General features: G+C 47.5%; 18 protein-coding genes. 5 read left to right on the top strand and 13 right to left on the bottom strand.

Annotation, left to right across the window (positions count from 1 at the left end; all coding sequences use genetic code 11):
- The first annotated feature begins 4 nt into the window (after positions 1-4).
- Both L5L98_RS15035 and L5L98_RS15040 read left to right on the top strand, forming a co-directional pair.
- Positions 5-826, top strand: coding sequence for a hydratase (locus tag L5L98_RS15035; protein ID WP_263142106.1), 822 nt, complete (start codon positions 5-7; stop codon positions 824-826).
- A gap of 215 nt (positions 827-1,041) precedes the next feature.
- Positions 1,042-2,157, top strand: coding sequence for an energy transducer TonB (locus L5L98_RS15040; protein WP_263142108.1), 1,116 nt, complete (start codon positions 1,042-1,044; stop codon positions 2,155-2,157).
- Between the two features lie 24 nt (positions 2,158-2,181).
- Here L5L98_RS15040 and L5L98_RS15045 read toward each other — a convergent pair whose 3' ends face one another.
- From L5L98_RS15045 to slyA, 8 genes are all read right to left on the bottom strand, one after another.
- Positions 2,182-2,511, bottom strand: a complete 330-nt coding sequence (locus L5L98_RS15045) for a cysteine-rich CWC family protein (RefSeq protein ID WP_263142110.1) — start codon at positions 2,509-2,511, stop codon at positions 2,182-2,184.
- A 103-nt stretch (positions 2,512-2,614) separates the two neighbouring features.
- Positions 2,615-3,136, bottom strand: coding sequence for a hypothetical protein (locus L5L98_RS15050; RefSeq protein ID WP_219234519.1), 522 nt, complete (start codon positions 3,134-3,136; stop codon positions 2,615-2,617).
- A gap of 8 nt (positions 3,137-3,144) precedes the next feature.
- The gene (locus tag L5L98_RS15055) at positions 3,145-3,309 is read right to left on the bottom strand and encodes a hypothetical protein (protein WP_259511485.1); all 165 of its coding nucleotides are present in this window, start codon (positions 3,307-3,309) and stop codon (positions 3,145-3,147) included.
- Positions 3,310-3,814: 505 nt separating this feature from the next.
- Positions 3,815-4,882, bottom strand: coding sequence for a c-type cytochrome (locus tag L5L98_RS15060; protein WP_263142115.1), 1,068 nt, complete (start codon positions 4,880-4,882; stop codon positions 3,815-3,817).
- A 10-nt stretch (positions 4,883-4,892) separates the two neighbouring features.
- Complete coding sequence (locus L5L98_RS15065) at positions 4,893-5,516, bottom strand: c-type cytochrome (protein WP_168825623.1); 624 nt, start codon at positions 5,514-5,516, stop codon at positions 4,893-4,895.
- A gap of 225 nt (positions 5,517-5,741) precedes the next feature.
- Complete coding sequence (locus L5L98_RS15070; protein WP_113940046.1) at positions 5,742-6,770, bottom strand: DUF2955 domain-containing protein; 1,029 nt, start codon at positions 6,768-6,770, stop codon at positions 5,742-5,744.
- A gap of 201 nt (positions 6,771-6,971) precedes the next feature.
- Positions 6,972-8,030 carry an HlyD family secretion protein gene (locus tag L5L98_RS15075; RefSeq protein ID WP_131524366.1) on the bottom strand — a complete coding sequence of 353 codons (1,059 nt, stop codon included), beginning with the start codon at positions 8,028-8,030 and terminating at the stop codon, positions 6,972-6,974.
- 8 nt (positions 8,031-8,038) lie between these two features.
- Positions 8,039-8,512 (bottom strand): transcriptional regulator SlyA, encoded by a 474-nt coding sequence (slyA, locus tag L5L98_RS15080; RefSeq protein WP_105251323.1) that lies wholly within the window; start codon positions 8,510-8,512, stop codon positions 8,039-8,041.
- Between the two features lie 223 nt (positions 8,513-8,735).
- Between slyA and L5L98_RS15085 the strand changes: the two genes are divergently transcribed.
- Positions 8,736-10,637: a methyl-accepting chemotaxis protein gene (locus L5L98_RS15085; RefSeq protein ID WP_263142151.1), complete on the top strand. Its 1,902-nt coding sequence runs from the start codon at positions 8,736-8,738 to the stop codon at positions 10,635-10,637.
- Between the two features lie 56 nt (positions 10,638-10,693).
- Here the strand turns inward: L5L98_RS15085 and metF are convergent, their stop codons facing one another.
- The 3 genes from metF to metB form a co-directional block, all read right to left on the bottom strand.
- Entirely contained in the window at positions 10,694-11,581 is an 888-nt protein-coding gene (metF, locus tag L5L98_RS15090) for a methylenetetrahydrofolate reductase (protein ID WP_012088154.1), read from the bottom strand.
- Between the two features lie 217 nt (positions 11,582-11,798).
- A complete protein-coding gene (locus tag L5L98_RS15095; protein WP_113940049.1) occupies positions 11,799-14,192 on the bottom strand; it encodes a bifunctional aspartate kinase/homoserine dehydrogenase II in 2,394 nt (797 codons plus the stop codon).
- An 11-nt stretch (positions 14,193-14,203) separates the two neighbouring features.
- The gene (gene metB, locus L5L98_RS15100; RefSeq protein WP_131524362.1) at positions 14,204-15,367 is read right to left on the bottom strand and encodes a cystathionine gamma-synthase; all 1,164 of its coding nucleotides are present in this window, start codon (positions 15,365-15,367) and stop codon (positions 14,204-14,206) included.
- Positions 15,368-15,579: 212 nt separating this feature from the next.
- Here metB and metJ point away from each other — a divergent pair, with 212 nt between their 5' ends.
- Both metJ and L5L98_RS15110 read left to right on the top strand, forming a co-directional pair.
- A complete protein-coding gene (metJ, locus tag L5L98_RS15105; protein ID WP_105251319.1) occupies positions 15,580-15,894 on the top strand; it encodes a met regulon transcriptional regulator MetJ in 315 nt (104 codons plus the stop codon).
- 134 nt (positions 15,895-16,028) lie between these two features.
- A complete protein-coding gene (locus L5L98_RS15110) occupies positions 16,029-16,772 on the top strand; it encodes a sulfite exporter TauE/SafE family protein (protein ID WP_263142121.1) in 744 nt (247 codons plus the stop codon).
- 106 nt (positions 16,773-16,878) lie between these two features.
- Here the strand turns inward: L5L98_RS15110 and nrfD are convergent, their stop codons facing one another.
- Together nrfD and L5L98_RS15120 are read right to left on the bottom strand one after the other, a co-directional pair.
- Positions 16,879-17,826, bottom strand: coding sequence for an NrfD/PsrC family molybdoenzyme membrane anchor subunit (nrfD, locus tag L5L98_RS15115; protein WP_105251317.1), 948 nt, complete (start codon positions 17,824-17,826; stop codon positions 16,879-16,881).
- A 2-nt stretch (positions 17,827-17,828) separates the two neighbouring features.
- Positions 17,829-18,395, bottom strand: coding sequence for a 4Fe-4S dicluster domain-containing protein (locus L5L98_RS15120; protein WP_263142123.1), 567 nt, complete (start codon positions 18,393-18,395; stop codon positions 17,829-17,831).

Raw genomic sequence — 18,395 nt, forward strand, 5'->3', positions numbered from 1 at the left:
GTTAATGTTATCTACCGCCACGATCGAACAAGTTAAAACGCATATTAATACCGCAGCCAAGGAATTAGCCGAGCGCCGCGCAGCAGGCACGAGCGGCGATTTACTGATCCCAGAACTAAGGCCAACCAGCTTCGAACAGGCCTTCGCTATTCAACAAGCCGTAGCAGAAATATTTAAGGCAAGCGACAACAATCCTATCGCGGCGTGGAAATGCCTAGTACCCACGGCGGAAAAAACCGTCGTAGCGCCTATTTATCAAGATGATGTGTATCAACAATCGACCACTTGCCCACTCTATCCATCGACTAAAGGCCTCGCCCGAGTCGAACCCGAACTCGCCTTCGAGATTGCTCGCGATTTACCGCCAAGAAGCACGCCTTACACAGAGGCTGAAATCGACGAGGCCTTAGGTGACATTCGTTTGGCGCTAGAATTGATCAAAAGCCGCTACCACACACCCAGTGAAGCGACGCATTTTGATGCCCTCGCCGATGGCTTAGTCAATCAAGGACTGTGGTTAGGGCCAGTGCTAAACCCACTAGCAGATTTAGAGACCAGCTGTTTTGAACTCAGCGTTGATATTGCCAATGGCGAGCACCAGCAAAGCGACACACTGCAAAAATCCGCCATTCATCCCAACGGTTTCCCTAAGGCGGGACTCTACTGGTTAGTTAACTTTTTATCCGCCCAAGGCATTGGCTTAACTCAAGGGCAATATGTGATCACAGGCTCTTACGCTGGCGTCCTCGATCTGCCATTGGCACAGGTCTGCAAATTTGAATACGGCGCGCTTGGACAGTTCGCAGTGACTTTCACTGCTAAGTGATTGCGGCTAATAGAAGTCATTACGGATTATAAAACGACAAGGCACTGATAAATAAGCGAACTCAGTTTCAGCTGGGCTCGCTTATTTTCAATCTCAGTTCTCAGTGCTCAATTATCTGCATTCCCCACAAGCATCATTAACAAAAGCCAAACCAACTTGCCTCAAAATATACACCTATGTATCATCTAAATTCATAAATAATAAGGATATATAGAATGTCGCACGGAAAAATGCTGCCAATCGCCTGTCTTCTTGCCCTCACTTTAGGCACTTCTCTTAGCGTGCATGCCTCAGAAAATAGCTTTACCAAAGCCTATAGTGACTATCAAGCCGCCGTAGAAAAAGGCGATGCTGCAAATATTGAAGCAAGCGCAAAAGCCGCTTATCAACTCGGCGAAGCTCAATATACCAAAGACAGCGTTGACTTAGCTAACCTAGCCATGAACTGGGCCAGCGCGATAGAAAAGCAAGTTGCACCTTACCCATTTACAGAAAATAATCTGCCAAAAACGGCTAAGGCGAATGAGTTGTATCAACTCGCTCTGGCTAACTATAAAGTTCATTATGGCAAAGAAGCGCTTGAGCTTATCGATCCCTTACTGGGTGCTGCACAAACCGCCGTTGAAGCCAAAGATGCGAAAAATGATTTGCTTACTGCTATCGCAATTGCTGAAAAATCCGATAAAAAGAAACTGCTCGCCGATGTAAAAATGGCCGCCTTCAACCGCTTATCAAATACAGAGCTATACACCAAAAGCGTAAGACGCTATGCCTTCGATGCCTATGATATTTATAAAGAGATTTTACCAGAGAACGCCATAGACAGAGTCAAGGCAACCTATGTGGTGGGTGCCGTTGAGTATGCAGAAAAGCATGATGACAAGGCGATTCCATTGCTTTTAGAAGTCGTTAAGCAGTTTGAAGCCCTTAACTTTAGCCATCCCTATGCCTTAAGTGCCCACGCTTATTTAGTGGAACTCTATGAGCGCCAAGGAAAACGTGACGAATCCACCGCTCACTGTATTGCTATCGGCAAGATGAGCCCCTGGGCCGACACTCAGGAGCAACAACCGCTGTTTCGTACGATACCAAAATACCCCAAGTCCTACCTCCTACAACGTAAAAGCGGCTATGTAACCCTTAACTTCACTGTTGATGAGATGGGATTTGTGAAAAACCCTGAAGTGCTCGAATCCAAAGGCGGTGTGCTATTTGAGAAATCCACACTAAAAATGATCGAAGAATGGCGTTATGCCCCTAAGTTTGACAATGGCAAACCAGTGTCAGCTCAAACCACAGTGCGTATAGATTACTATGTTGATAAATATTAATATTTTTCAGTAACCTATAACAGATTATTTCACCTCATAACCTAGCCCGTCGCTCACACTCGATGGGCTTTTTTCATCCTGTGTTGCAATCAGTCCCTGACTTAAACTCTGCTTGAGTTTGCTTAGACAGGTTTGGCAAATACACGCATCGGCAGACGGTAAAATGGGGCTGATTGCCCCTTGCAGCGAATCTGATGCTTGCGCTTGCAACACCGCCAAAGGCGGAAACACCTGCTTAGTACACCAACAATCCTCAATACCCTTACCAACAATCACAGCACATTGATTCGCGCCTTGGCACAAAGGGCAAATTTGCGCAGTTTCTAACTTAGGTTGTTCCGATGGCTGAGACACGGTAATCCTTATAGCAAGATAAGTTGTTATAGCGTAAAAATTGAAGTTTGACGCTATCACAGCTCTCTATCCATATTGTGGGGCGTTTAGACAACCTGTGAAATTAACTATATAAGTTGGCTTTTACCTTCCCATACCAGCCCATAGAAATTTTGTGTTTTTCTTCTAAATCATAAACGCTGACAAGCTCATTATTACAATGATTCATCAACTCTTTTATAATCGGTGGCTCTTCAACTTCTATTGCAATTCGCTTAGCCATTAATGATTTTTGCTCATAATCGTAAACAAAATCTCGCTCTGATAGCTCAAGCTCTAATTGCAAATACTTTTGCCGTAAAGATGCGTGCAATGTTGTTTTCGCTTTTGAGTCAACCACAAGTTCTAGTGTTTGAGCCAAAGCCACCGCACAAGCCAACCATTTAGCATAAATATTGTCATTCTGATAAAAAGTCGCAAATGCCGCTGAACTCATAACAAGTGAGAAAGCAGTGACAAACTTACCAAAACGAGCATAACAATTTTGCATGTGCATGTGATAACGCACACCTAATTGTGTATTCCATAATAACTTCCAATGACGGTCATAATCATCATCAGTTGGTATTTGTTTTGAATTTGTCATATAGCCCCTTAACGTTTTGCGGGTGGCCTTGGTGGTGTCGTTGCACTTTGTAAAATAGTATTTGGATTGTTACTTGCTTTATCAGAGCGATCAAACACAGGCGTTCGGCTTTCTGTTCCAGGTTGACGTTGATCATTGGGTTTAGGCTGAGGTGGATTATTTTTATTTTCCATGTAGTAAATATCTCTTGATGTTATTAAATATGTTAAATTTGTGCTTAAAGATTACCCGAAATAAACAGGTTGGCAAGCGAACTGTTTAATGAAAATAAGTTTAACAAGCCATCCATTGCTAAATTCTCTGTATTTTAAACCAACAGGTTACACAAATGTTCGAAAGGTGAGTCATGGTGATTTGCGAGACGACCGTCCGCCCCATGGCCGCTTTTTGGCATCCATGCCATCACGGCATTTGTGAATCCTTTCACATCAGACGGGGCGGTCGAGCATCCACGGATGGACTGGCTGCGTGTCGGTGAGCGAATACCATGACAAGCCGATACTAGCGGGCTAAACCACTAAGTATTAATACCCTGAAATCACAGAGCGCTCAGTAGAATTGACCAACACATATTTGACCAATAAAAAAGCCAGCAAAGCTAAATGCTTACTGGCTTTTCTGTCTAACTTATTTACTCGCTTTATAACATCACACGAGCACTTAATCTCAGCGGCTCAACTATGACTTCTTAGGAAAAATCGGATAGGACTCAGTGCCTAACACTTTGCCATCAACAGTGAGACCATAGTAATCGCTGTCATTATGGTATTTCTCCTGCGCTTGCTTCACATCACCCTTGTTACGTGGGTCCTGCGGACGCTCGTGGGAGTTGATGTAAGCGGCAACATCCCAAGCCTGTTGGTTCGTCAACTGCATACTCTTACCAAAGGGCATGTTTTCATAAATGAAAAATGCGGCAGTATTGACCCTGTGCATTCCCGCTCCCCAGTTATAACTTTGAGGTCCCCACAGCGGGGGCAATGCATACACACCCGCAATGGCTTGACCTTGCCCATCAACACCATGGCAAGTTTGACAATGGGCGACATACACGGCTTTACCTCGTTCAGGTGAATAGGCTTGTTCGGGTTTTGGGATCTCTGGATAAGCTCGACCCGGCAAGTTAGCACGTTGCTCAACTGTCATCGCCTTAGCTAATGCCTCTGGTAGTGGGAAGTCATCCCGCTTGGCACCTTTGACTAACTCAGCATCACTGATCTCAGGAACAGGGCCACTGATATTAGCCTCATCCATCAAGCCGCCCATGCCTAACCAATAGGCGTAGGCAGAAAGCGCCACTAACTCAGGGCTACCTGATGCGGGGGCTTTACCATTCATCGAATAGTTAAAACAGCCTTGGATGCGTTCTTCAAAGCTACTGACTTTATTGTCTTTTTTACGATACGCCGGATAAGCAAAATACGCGCCCCAAAGGGGTGATGCATTGGCTTTACGGCCTGCATCCATATGGCAATTGGTACAGTTAAGCTCATTACCTACATACTTATCACGCAGCTGTTGGGTATTCACAAACAATTGATAACCTAAACGCACTTTGTCACCAAAGGCGCCTTCGGGAATCGCACTCAAAGGTCTAGGGGTAAGATAGGTTTGATCTGCTACCTTAGGGAAAGAAGGCAGCGGAGCTTGCTTATCTGGGCGTTCTTGTACTGGCTCAGTTTCAGCTTGCGCCTGAACGGTTAACGACCCCATCGCGGCCAGTAATAACATTGCGGAATATTTCATGGCCGGCTCCTTATTTTAAATTCGCAAAATAGTTGGCTAACGCATCAATCTCGGCGACGGTGAGCTTATTCGCGACGCTCCCCATCATGCCATCGACGTCACCTTTACGTGTTCCCGACTGCCATGCCAATAATTGCGTTTTGATATAACTCGCCTGTTGACCTGCTAAGCGAGGAAATAAGCCGCCACCTAATGCAGAAGGACCATGGCAGGTCACGCAGGCTGGTAAACCACGGGACCAATCACCTTGATAGGCTAAACGGGCGGTGTCGTCATTAAAAACAACTTGTTCACCGCGGATAACAGGCTTGACGTCATTGGCAGGCTTAGCTGAAAAATAGCTCGACACTTGCTCAATACCGTCACCTTGGAGCGTCATTGCCATCGGCATCATGGTCGCGTTTTGGCGAACGCCCGCTTGGAAATGCTGCAATTGTGTCGAGATATATTCTTTAGATAATCCCGCTAATCGAGGGCCAAGTGGTTCAATGCCCTCACCCGCTGCCCCATGGCAAGACACACATAGCTGTGCAGCTTGTGGCATAACGTTCATCGATTGTTTGTCAGAAGGCTCGGCGGCAGCGGCATAGCCGCTACATAGCATTAAGCCTATGACTAATGTTTTAATCTTCATGTTCTATCCTTGAAGAGAATTAAGCTCTAAAGCATAGGGGTTATTGTTATTTATGTTTGTGCTCACACACTAAACCCATTTTAAAATCAGCCGCTCATTTTTAAAACAGCCAATAAATGAGCCTTAACATTCATTAAGAGTCACTTATTGTTCAATTCAAACGGGATAAATTTACCTTACTCTGTACAAGGTTAAGCTGCAAGCCTTCAAGACTTAATGGCCTGCTCAATAACCAAATCGCGTCGATTCGAAACGATTCAATAACTTATGTATCAAATAGCATAAAAGTAACGTGCCAACGATAGCGATTAAAATACTGCTCACTCGGTATAAGGCACTGAAGATTAAGTCGTTACCTGGGGTCAAATACTGCCCAAACAAAATCCCTAACGTGGTCATAGCACCAAAACCGACACCTGAGCCATTCGCCTCGCGCACATGGGCTTGGCTAAAAATCATCAGTCCGATCCACAACAAGGGGACAACTAACATCAATAGCCCTGACCAATCATAGAGCAGCAACTGCACGAGTATCCCAAACGACACCCCCAACAAAGTGCCTATGGCGCGCTTACGGGCATAGTCGAGTGCACCATTCCAATGCATAGGAAACAATAACAAAAGAGTGGTCGCTTGAGCCGACATCGAATCCCGCAGATCAAATATTTGGAACACCAGAAACGATGCCGTCGCTATGGTCGCGCCGAGCAAGGCTTCGTGGCGCATTCGATGCGGCGCCTTAGGCCCAGGTTTGTAAGCCGCTCTTGGTTCCACATCGGGCCAGAGTGCCGTCATAGCGTAGGCGATAACAACTGACAGTGCGGTAGCCCAAAAGTTACTGAAAACTAAGTCGTTTAAGTCAACGCCTGGATAGCTGGCAAAGTGCAGCATGATACTGAGACTCAGCACACCGTTGGCACCAAAGAGAAACAAACTGCCGCGGGACATGGCCGCAAAGCGGTATAAAAATAATAGGAAAACGATGGGAGTCATCATGCCAGGATGGCTGCCAAAGAAACCGCCGAGTAACCCAACCTCTAACCCAGCCATGGCAGATGAAGCCAATAATTGGCGCATAGCATGACCATTCATCACTGGCACTAATCCGAGTAGTAGCATAGGTGTCACAGTGAAAAAGACTCCATTGCTCCAACCAAAAATTTTACACAGGGTAAAACCTAAGGTCGCGCCAGTCGCAATCCGTAAACACTGGCGTAAATCGTTGGCCGTCAATGGGCTATGGCGTAGTAACATGCTCGTCGCCTTGTTCTATCGATACATTAAATGAGGATGTTTAGCTGGCTTATGCTGCGTTCACACTTATGTTGCTTTGAAGCGTTCACTCAAGCCACTCGCGGCAAATACAAACCACCGCGAGTCACTCGTGCTCGTCAACACAGATAAGTACTAATGGATATGCCGATAAATATGCTGGTAAATACGCTAGTAAATAGGCTAGTAAATATAGTGCAGCAGGCTGATTGCTTTAATCTGCACCTTAGCGAGCAAGCTAAACAGGCTATTCTCGGGCAGCAGTTGCACGGTCGCGCGCGCACCCGCAGGTAAGCTGTTCATTGCCATACCATCTAACACTAGATGTAATCTCAATCTTTGGGCATCACGTACCCAACGGTCCGATTCCTGCGGCGCGGCTAAACGGCCATTGGCATCGAATTGCCCAGCACTCACGCCCGCATCGACACTGCTCACCGTCGCCCAATATAAACGCCCAGGTTCGCCATCGAACGCGATCAAAGCGGTCGAAGAAGCATTCACGCCACGCAGGCTCTTCTCGCGAAAATCGGCAATAATATCCACTTTATCCGATACCACGGCTAACAGAGGTTGCCCCACGGTCGCAAAACTACCGACTTCTAACTGCAGGTTAGTCACTATCCCATCTTGATCGGCACGTATTTGGGTGTAAGACAGATTAAGCTCGGCTTGGGCTAAATGGTTTTGCGCCTGACGCACTTTAAGATTCTCTTCGCCATAACTGCCGCGACTCACTTTGAGTTTTTCTAAACGCGCATTGGCGGCAAGCAAATTGGCTTCAGCAGCTGCGGCATCGCTATCGGCTAGCTCCTTTTGCTGCTGCGATACGCCATGGGTGGCATACAAGGCATCGAGACGTTTAGCCTCGCTGCGTTTTTGTTGTGAGGTGGTTTTATTGGCATTGACCTCGGCCTTAGCGGCCAGTAGCGAGGCATCTAACTCAGCATTATCTTGACGGGCTTGCTCTAAGGCCAATTTAGCTTGCGATACCGCTAACTCATAAGGCGCTGGATCGACTTGAAACAACAAATCGCCCTTGGCAACCGTTTGGTTATTGGTCACGGCTATGGTCTGGATTTTACCGCTGATCTGCGGTGTCACTTTAGTCACTACACGGGTCGCCATTGCTTGAGGCGTCAATGGCATCATAGTGTCGGCCAGCATGAAATAGCCAAAAACCATCACAAAGCCAAACATGGCAAATTTTACTAAACGGGCAAACTGTTGATCCGGTGTCATCTTCTTTCTCACAAAAGGGTGTCTGTAACCTTGGTTAATTTGGCGCTGGCGTTGTCGCTGATCAGGCTAATAATGCGTTCAAATTCGCTCAACTCTTCGGCACTGATCCCGCCTAATAACTCACGGCGCACTTGAATAATCCGCGCTTCCATTTGCTTTAAAACATCTAATCCCGCTGGCGTCAGGCTCACAATCCTTGCCCGCTTATCTTTGTCACAACAATGACGCTCGACTAAACCTTGCTCTTCTAATTGCCCTAAGGTGCGCATTAGCGAAGCCAATTCAATTTCTAAGGCATCGGCCAACACTTTTTGGCTAACACTGTCGCCTAAACGCAGCAGTTTCCATAGGGCAGTCCAACGGGGATGAGTTAATCCTAAAGGTGCCAGCTCGACATCGGCCACGGTACGCCACAGTCGATGCAGACGGCCTAAATGCTCCGCCAGCGATAACTCTTTAAGTCGCTCTAATTCTTTTTGCATCTTGCTCACCCACTTAGTTAGCGTGCTAAGCATTATACTTAGTTAGCAGGCTAAGTAAATATTTAGGCCCAAAATAGATCTGTGTCCAAGGGCACGAAACGAGCGTAAGAGGGAATAAATAACGTAAAAAGGTTCGCGCCCTCTCAAATCTTATCAAGTTGTATCTCTATAATATCAAACGGATAAATTGAGTTGATTTGCACATGAATTGGAGGCTGTTTTGATAAATCTAAAAATTAGTACGAGGATCGTTATTGGGATCTGTCTATTACTGTTAACAGTAATGAGCTTTATCATGCCGCTCGTTCTCTCTGAATTCAGTCGCCAAGTTGCAGAATCCGAGCAAAGAGAACTCCATAAGATCTATGAAACCGCTGTTGCCGAGATAGCCTCATCGGGCAAGTTAGCCGAAGCAATGGCAACCATCATCTCACTCACACCAGAAGTTCAAAGCACCTTTGCAACAGGCGAGCGTGATGAACTCACCACCCGTACCTTACCTATATTCACCCAACTTAAGCGCGATTTTGCGGTTCAGCAATTCCAATTTCATAGGCCACCAGCCACTTCTTTTCTACGTTTGCATCGTCCCGAAAAATTTGGCGATGATCTCACCAGCATACGCAAGACCATAGTTGAAACAAATAGCCAAAAGCGCCCTCTTTATGGCTTGGAATATGGAGTGGAAGGATTAGGTATTCGTGGTTTAGTTCCAATGAGTTACAACGGGCAACACACAGGATCAGTTGAGTTTGGCATGTCCTTCGGTCAACCCTTTTTTGATAATTTTAAACAAGCCTATCAAGCAGAAATTGCCCTCATCTTGCCAGATGGTTCAGGATATAAGTTATTTGGCGCGACATTCACGCCTGATACCCAAGCGGCAGATGAACTCAATAACGTCATGCAAGGCCATGAAGTCATACGCACTATTTCCTTAAATAACAAAACCTACGCCCTGTATCGCAACGCCATAAAAGATTATTCAGGAAACGTGTTTGGCGTACTCGATATTGCGATGGATAGAACCCATTCAGAACAAGCGATAGCGGATATTCGCCTTAAGTTGATCCTTATCGGTTTAGTGGCTCTGGTCATTGGAACTGCCATTGCTTGGTTTATTGCCAAAGGCATTACTCGCCCTATCGCTGAAACCACCCAAGCCATGAATGATATCGCTGAAGGTGAAGGCGATTTAACCCGCCGAATCGCGGTAAAAGGTAAGGATGAAATTGCTGAATTATCAATGGCATTCAACCGCTTTGTAGAAAAAATCCACAATACAGTTTCCCACGTCGCCGACTCAACAAGCCTGCTCGCCACCTCTGCGGAAGAAATGTCGAGCATTACGCGGGAAACCCAGAAGATGGCGAGTCGTCAGCACCTCGAAACCGAGCAAGTTGCCACCGCAATGAATGAAATGGCCGCAACGGTACAAGAAGTTGCCCATAACGCGACCGATGCGGCCGATGCCGCCAATCATGCCAATGACTCAACCGAACAAGGCAAATTGGTTGTACAAAAAGTGGTAACCACTATCGCCATACTGGCCGAGGAAATAGCCACAGCAGCGAGTGAAATCAATGAATTAGAGCGTAATACCGCTGAAATCGATTCTGTGCTTGTGGTTATCCGTAATATTGCCGACCAAACTAATTTACTCGCACTCAATGCGGCAATTGAAGCCGCAAGGGCGGGAGAACAAGGTCGAGGATTTGCGGTCGTTGCCGATGAAGTACGCACTCTGGCGAGTCGTACTCAAGCATCTACAACGGAAATTCAGCAGATGATCGAAGCGCTTCAGCATAAAGCTAAGTCCACAGTCAATGCGATGGAAACCAGCACCCGTACCACCCAAAGCTGTGTATCCCAAGTTCACCAAGCGGGTGAAGCACTCGAAGCCATTACCCATGCGGTTTCCACCATTAGCCAGATGAATATCCAGATCGCCAGCGCTGCAAATGAGCAATGTGCGGTTTCGGCAGAAATTAATAAAAATGTTAATAACATCAATGATATTGCGACCAGTGCGACAGATAGTGCGGTACAAACTGCACGCGCTGGCGATGAACTTGCCCAACTCGCAGCCCGTTTAACAACTTTATTAGCTCAATTTAGAATTTAAACAAAACAAAACGCCGCATTCTCTGCGGCGTTTTTATTAGCTTATTTTATAAGGTTTTATTTAGGACGCACGCCTAAAGTGTGGCAAATCGCATAGGTCAATTCGGCGCGATTTAAGGTGTAGAAATGGAAATCCTTCACGCCTTCGCGGGACAGTACTTTCACCATGTCGATGGCCACGTTTGCCCCCACCAATTGGCGTGTACCCGCATCGTTTTCTAGGCCGTCGAATTGCTTATGTAACCAATTCGGTAACGACACATTGGTCATGCCAGCAAAACGTTTTAGCTGGGTAAAGTTAGTCACAGGTAAAATGCCCGGCACAATTTCAACGTCGATACCGGCGGCAACGCAGCGATCACGAAAACGCAGGTAAGATTCCACATCGAAGAAAAATTGGGTAATGGCACGGCTAGCGCCCGCATCAATCTTGCGCTTAAGGTTGATCAAATCCGCCTGTGCATTACTCGCATCGGGATGCACTTCTGGATAGGCCGCAACGGAAATATCAAAGTCAGCCACAGAGCGCAGTAAACGCACTAAATCGACCGCAAAACGGGTTGGCTTTGGGCTGCCCGCAGGTAAATCACCCCGCAGTGCCACTATGTCACGAATGCCCGATTTCCAGTAATGTTTGGCCAGTTCTAATAACTCTTCATCGCTTGCATCCACTAAGGTTAAGTGCGGCGCGGCAACGAGGTCGGTTTCCTGTTGGATACGTTCAATCACGCCATGGGTGCGGTCGCGAACACCTGAGTTAGCACCGTAAGTCACAGACACAAACTTAGGATTCAGCGGCTCTAAACGACGGATAGAGTTCCACAGGATCTGTTCCATTTCGGGGGTCGATGGCGGGAAAAACTCAAAAGAAACATTAATATCGCCATTAAGCTCAGACAAACTCTGGTTCAGCGATTGTGAATGTTGTGCGTGATGAAAAGCCATGTGTATTTCCTCAACCGCCCTTGGCGCTACTCTTTGCTAGTATGAATTAGTTCAAATGGACGTTTGGACGTCTATATGTCCATATACTAGAGAAACTGAGATGTAAGTCAAGCCCAAAAATACCCATAAACCGCATTTAATCTCGGTTAATTCGATAGATTTATTCTAGCCAATAAAAAAGGACTCGAATGAGTCCTTTAAGAGGCTTGATACCGCGTTATTCCTGCAGCAGATCGCGACAGATCTGGGTCAGATCCGACTGCACCGCCGCCGCTGTCACTTCGCGTCCGGCGCCCGGTCCACGGATGATCAGCGGATTACCTTGGTAGAAGACACTGCGGATCACAAACACATTATCACCAGGGGTTAAATTGGCGTAAGGGTGATGAGTATCGATCCACTGTAAACCCACTTCGGCCTTGAGCTCTGGGCCGCTGTTGTCTAAGGATGCCACATATCTGAGCACCTTATTTTGCTCCGCCGCCGCACCATACTGTTGCAGCAGATCGGCATCTAACTCGGCAATGCGGGTGAGAAATTGATCTAAGGGAATATCCGCCAAAGCGGCTGGTACGAGTGAGCGCAGCTCAATATCTTCAAGCTCGATTTCAAGGCCAATCTCACGGGCTAAGATAAGCAGTTTACGCTGCATATCACGGCCGGAGAGATCGTCGCGGGGATCGGGTTCAGTAATACCTAAGCCTCTGGCTTCAATCACTAATTCTGAAAATGGCTTACTAGTATCGTATTTCTCAAACAACCAACACAAGGTGCCGGAGAAAATCCCGCCCACCGCTTCAACGCTATCACCGCTGTTACGCAGATCATTTAGCGCATGTTGGATAGGTAAACCAGCGCCACAGCTGGCGTTATAGCGCCAAAACAAACGACGATTACCCAGTTGCTGCTTTAACTCTCGATAGAAAGGCAGTGGACCCGAGCCCGCAAGTTTATTCGCGCTCACCACATGGATGCCACGCTCGAACAGTTCTGGATATTGCAGCGTCAAACTGGCGCTGGCACTGATATCTAAGGCCACCAGCTCATCGCAATTAACTTGCTCTAATTGCTCGAATAAATGTTCATACTGCCAAGGCGTTGCTTCAGTATTAAACTCTGTTTGCCACGCGGCAAGATTAATCCCAGTTGATTTAATCAAGGCTTTACTCGAACTGACTAAACCGACTAACTCAACACTGGCTTCGAGTTCATGGTCCAATGATGGTGAAACCGACTTAAACAGATCGATCCAAGCCTCACCGATATTACCCACACCGAGCAGCAGGACACCAATGCGTTTACGCGGGCCAGCGCAGCGGCGGTGGACTTTTTGGGTTAACAGATTCACCTGTGACTGGGGCACTAACGTCACTAAACTTAAATCGCCACTGAACAAAGGTTTAGCATCACGGCTCAGTAAACGGGCAAAGCTACGACGATAATGTTCGGCGTCGGCACTCACTAATGCGACTAAACCAAAATCTGTGTTGATCTGCTGATCGCTGATCCCTAATGCTTCTGCCTCGGCATCGAGTAATCTTTGAACTTGTTTTTGATTCTCAGCGGTATAGGCAAGTTCAACCCTTTGATGGGCAGAGGTCCAATGGGCCAATGGCGTTAAACCCGCGGCAATCAATAAATCTAATAAACGAGTTAACTCCCCTGTGAGTTTAAAGCCGAACAGGACGACAGCATTGAGGTTAGTCACCACAGGCGCGCTCGCCGACGAACTGTGGGGCGCGATTAAGGTAAAGTCGGTGTGGGACGCATAACTTGAACGCACCGCTAAGCTCACTTCGGTATTGAATAACGGCTGCAAAGTGCGCGAATGCAATACTGGCGAGCCTAAACGCGCTAGGCGATCGGCTTCGGCAAGTGACATACTTTTCAGTAACTTGGCATCGTTGATTTTATTAGGATCGGCGTTGAACACCCCTTCCACATCGGTCCAAATGGTCACGCGCTCGATATCGGCGAGACTAGCAATCAGGCTGGCGCTAAAATCTGAACCATTACGACCAAGTAACAAGGTATCGCCACGCTCGTTAGCACAGATAAAACCTGTGATCACTAAGCGTTCATTGGGATGCGCGGCTAATAGGGCTTGTACTTTAGCGCGGGATTCTTGTACCCGAATTTGCGGCACAGCGGCTTCATCGGCCACTAAAATTGAACAGGCATCCACATGGCTTGCCGCCACGCCAGATTCGCGCAGTAGCGCCGCCATTAAACGTGCCGACCAACGTTCGCCAAAGCTCACCACATGGTTGATTTGGTATTCATTGCGCTCGTCTAAGGACAACAGGCTGATGAGTTGCGCTTTATCAGTGGCCAAACGCTCACGCAGATCGCGGGCTTGTTCATTCGACAACAACTGCTCAATCAACCCCTGTTGGTAACTGATCAGCACTTGTAATTCTTCTTGCCATAGCTGACCCGCATCACGCAGCGCTAATAATTTATACAGGAAATTCGTGCTTTTACCCGCCGCAGAGACCACCACGAGATCATCACTATGACCGTGGGTTAACAGGATATGGGCGACTCGGCGATAACAATCGGCATCCGCTAAACTGGAGCCACCAAATTTATGTAAGTGACAACGTGCCATCTATTATTCCTCTACTGACAAGCCGCAACGGCGGCTAATCCTGCTTGAATATCTGCAACTAAATCGGCGGCATCTTCAATACCCACCGATAGACGCAATAGGGTGTCCTTAATACCAGCCTCGAAGCGCGCTTGCGGCTCCATGGCTCTGTGGGTCATAGTGGCAGGCACTGCCACTAAACTTTCGACGCCACCTAAACTTTCCGCCACGCTAAATAAGCTGAGTGCACCTAAAAAGGCCACCACTTCGGCCTCACCGCCTTTGAGCTCAAAACTCAGCATAGCGCCAAAGCCCTGTTGTTGCTTGGCCGCAATGGCGTGACCAGGGTGATCCGCAAGCCCTGGGTAATAGACTTTACTCACCACAGGGCTTTGGGTTAATACCTCAATAATACGCTGGGCATTGGTTTGATGCTCGCGAATACGCACCGCTAAGGTACGCAGGCCGCGCAGGGTCAGATAACTGTCGAAGGCCGACCCCGTTAAGCCTAGAGTGTTCGACCACCAATGTAAGCTTTCGCCGATTTGCGCGTCTTTGGCGACCACAGCGCCGCCGACCACATCGCTGTGACCATTGATATATTTAGTGGTGGAGTGGATAACGATATCCGCGCCTAACAATAGGGGTTGTTGCAATATCGGCGATAAAAAGGTGTTATCGACCACCACCAGCGCGCCGACCTCATGGCTCGCCTTAGCAATGGCTTCGATATCTACCACACGCAATAATGGGTTCGATGGGGTTTCGAGCCACACCATCTTAGGATTCTGCGCAATGGCGGCGGCTAACGCTTGGCTGTCGGTTTGGTCGACCACTATGAGCTTAAACTGGCCTTTCTTCGCCAAGTTGGTAAATAAACGGTAGGAACCACCATAGCAATCATGGGGCACAACTAATAGGTCATCGGGGCCGAGCAAAGTAGTCACTAAGGTGATGGCCGCCATGCCAGTGCACGTCACTATGCCAGTGGCGCCCTTTTCTAATTGCGCTAATGCTTCGCCTAAAATGCAGCGCGTTGGGTTGCCTGAACGACTGTAATCGAATTCGCGGGGATTTTTATGACCATCGAAGGCGTAATTAGTCGACAAATAAATCGGTGGCACAACTGCGCCATATTGAGTATCGCTTTCGATACCCTGACGCACTGCCAGTGTGGCTAATTGACGCTCTGCCATGGGTGGACTCCTAAATTCGGTAGACTGATAGAGATGTCTGGACGTCTAAATGTACCTAAGCCCAACGCCATCGTCAATAGGCGTGAAGACGTTTAGACGTCTGAACATAAAGAAATCTGTTTGCAATCACAAAGAAATAGTAGCAATAATTTGACTGTTCTTTGTAAGGGTTTAAAATCTGCCCCGAATTTAGCGTTATAACAGGTGAGTCAATGACTGAATGGAATGGGGAATACATCAGCCCCTATGCTGAACATGGCAAGAAGAATGAACAAGTAAAAAAAATTACTGTGTCTATTCCGCTCAAAGTGCTTAAGGTCCTCACGGACGAACGTACTCGTCGTCAGGTCAATAATTTGCGTCACGCCACCAACAGCGAGCTGTTGTGTGAGGCATTTTTGCACGCCTACACTGGCCAGCCATTGCCCAACGATGAAGATCTGTCAAAAGATAATCCAGACAGCATTCCCGCAGAAGCCAAGTTGTTGATGGATCAAATGGGAATCGAGTGGGAAGACATGGAATAGCGACTCGTCGCTTTTAAAGTCATATCACAGTGCTCATCAATAGGGATCGTTAACGATCCCTTTTTGTTTATACCCAAGCGACTTCAAACTTTAAATTTCACCATCTTGAGTTGGTTTGGGATATAGGAAATCCTATGTTTTCTATGATAGATCCACAGACACTCGCCTTAGCCTCGCTGGTCGTGTTTCTGGGCGCCTTAACCCAAAGTCTGATTGGGTTTGGGCTTGCGGTTGTCGCCAGTCCTTTACTGTATATCGTCGATCCACAACTTGTACCTGCGCCTGTTATTGCTATGGGTTTCTCCATCGCCCTGCTGACCTTAGTGCGTGAGCGCGGTCACTTAGAATTCAATGGCTTGCAATATGCGCTCCTAGGCCGCGTGCCCGGTGGTTTTATCGGCGCGAGTTTATTACTGTTTGCGCCTCAACCCATACTCGGTTTATCCATCGCCGCTATTGTGACTGTCGCAGTGATCCTCAGCCTGTATAAATTCAGCCTGCCAGTGAATAAGAAAACCCTCTTCGGTGCGGGCGTGGTTTCAGGGATCTTCGGCAATATCGCCGCGATTGGTGGCCCGCCGATGGCGATTTTGTTGGCAGGCAAAGATGCCTCGCAGTTTCGCGCAGCGCTGTCGGCCTTCTTCATTTTTAGCTCCATGATTGCATTGATCATTTTAGCGATCACAGGCTTATTAGAATTAAAACATCTGTGGCTGTCGTTGATGCTGCTCCCCTCAGTGATTTTAGGTTACTTAGTCGCAGGGCGATTAGTAGGCCGTGTCGATAAAGAGAAGACAAAGATAGCGACGTTAGTCCTGTGCAGTATCAGCGCCTTAGTGCTAACGGTGAAGTCGGTTATCGAGTTATTACCCCAATAAGCGTCCTGCTTGTACTGGCAAACCTTCTCAAGATTCAAACAATAAAAAAGCACTGACATTGCCAGTGCTTTTTCTTTATCTATCAATATGTAAAGCCAGATTACACTCAGCTTAAATAGCTTTGCCCTGCGTACACAATAAAGTGTCTTAAGGCGAGTACGCCCGTTAAGCTCGCACAAGCCACCATGATCATCGCCCCCTTAGTGTGGCGAGTCGCGGCGGGTAGCAGCATAAACAGCAATGGAATACCAAAACCTATACCGACAACGCCTATCCAGAACACGCTTGCCCATAGCCCAGACGTTAACGATGCTAAGGCCGCAGCAGCCGCGCCGCCCTTGAAGTACAAGGCGCAGAACAACATGAACAGGAACAGAATTTCAATCGCCATCACAGGCAATTCTAAACCGTGCATCTTCACTAAAGTTTTGTCGTGGCTGTCAGTCTTAAACATCAGCAACGCCAGTACCGCATTTGCCGCAGCGCCCGCCGATAGACCTGACACTAAAAACAGCGCAGGCAGTACCGCAGTGTTGAGCATAGGATAAGCATTCATCGCCGAAATTAAGAAGCCAGTGTAAGCCCCTACGCCAATGGCGAGGACAAACAACAATACTTCAATCAGCTTTCGAAATGGCATAAGTAACTTAGCGATAGGTGTTAGGAAACCCAACCCCCATTTTGGTAAGTCATCCCGCAGCACAATAATGGCGTACGCAAAAGCTAAGGGAGAATACGCCAGCAGCGCCAGCACCCCAATGGCCATCACAGACTGGAAGTTATAGTGAATTAAGATCAGCCAAAAGTGGAATGGTTTGGTTAAATCAAACACTAAGCAGGCTAAACCTAAGCTAATCGCCACAGGCCCAATAATGGCGGCCGCCTTTAGAATGCTGCTTTCAGCTCCCGCGCTGAGTTCCTTATTCGCCCAGCGTAAACCAATGCCAATCAATAAACTGCCCGCGGATAACCCCGCCATAAACAGGTAAACGGCGATGACCCAGTGCCAAGTGACAGGATCATATTGCGCCATGTCGCCCCAAGTATTGTTCATAATCAAATCCCCCCTCTTTTGGTAGGAACGCGATATACCCTAGGTTTTGTGCCCAAATGGGTTTTATCTTGGTAAGTGATTTTAGTGTTGAGCATGATGGCCACTTCACTCTGCGGATCATTAGCATCACCAAACACTAAGGCATCGGTTGGACACACAGTCACACACGCTGGCTCTTCGCCCCGTGCTAAACGACTGTCTTTACAGAAGTTACACTTATCCGCCGCCTTGGTTTCTGGGTTCATAAAGCGCACTTTATAAGGGCACGCTGCCACACAGTACATACAGCCGACACACTTCTCGGAATGGATAGAGATAATGCCATCTTCACCCACATAGGCCGCGCCTGTTGGGCACACTTTAACGCAGGGTGCATCTTCACATTGCTGGCAAGATACCCTGTGATATTTGAAATGCAGATTGGGCATCTCACCAAAGGGGCCTTCCACACGCACTTGCAGACGAGTTACGCCTTCGGGTACGCCATTTTCACTGCGACACGCCACGTTACAAGCTTGGCAGCCGATGCACTTATTCTCGTCGTGCACCATTACATATCGTTTATTCAT

This window comes from Shewanella sp. SM23 (assembly GCF_025654295.1).
In the GTDB taxonomy this organism is placed as follows: Bacteria; Pseudomonadota; Gammaproteobacteria; order Enterobacterales; family Shewanellaceae; genus Shewanella; species Shewanella oncorhynchi.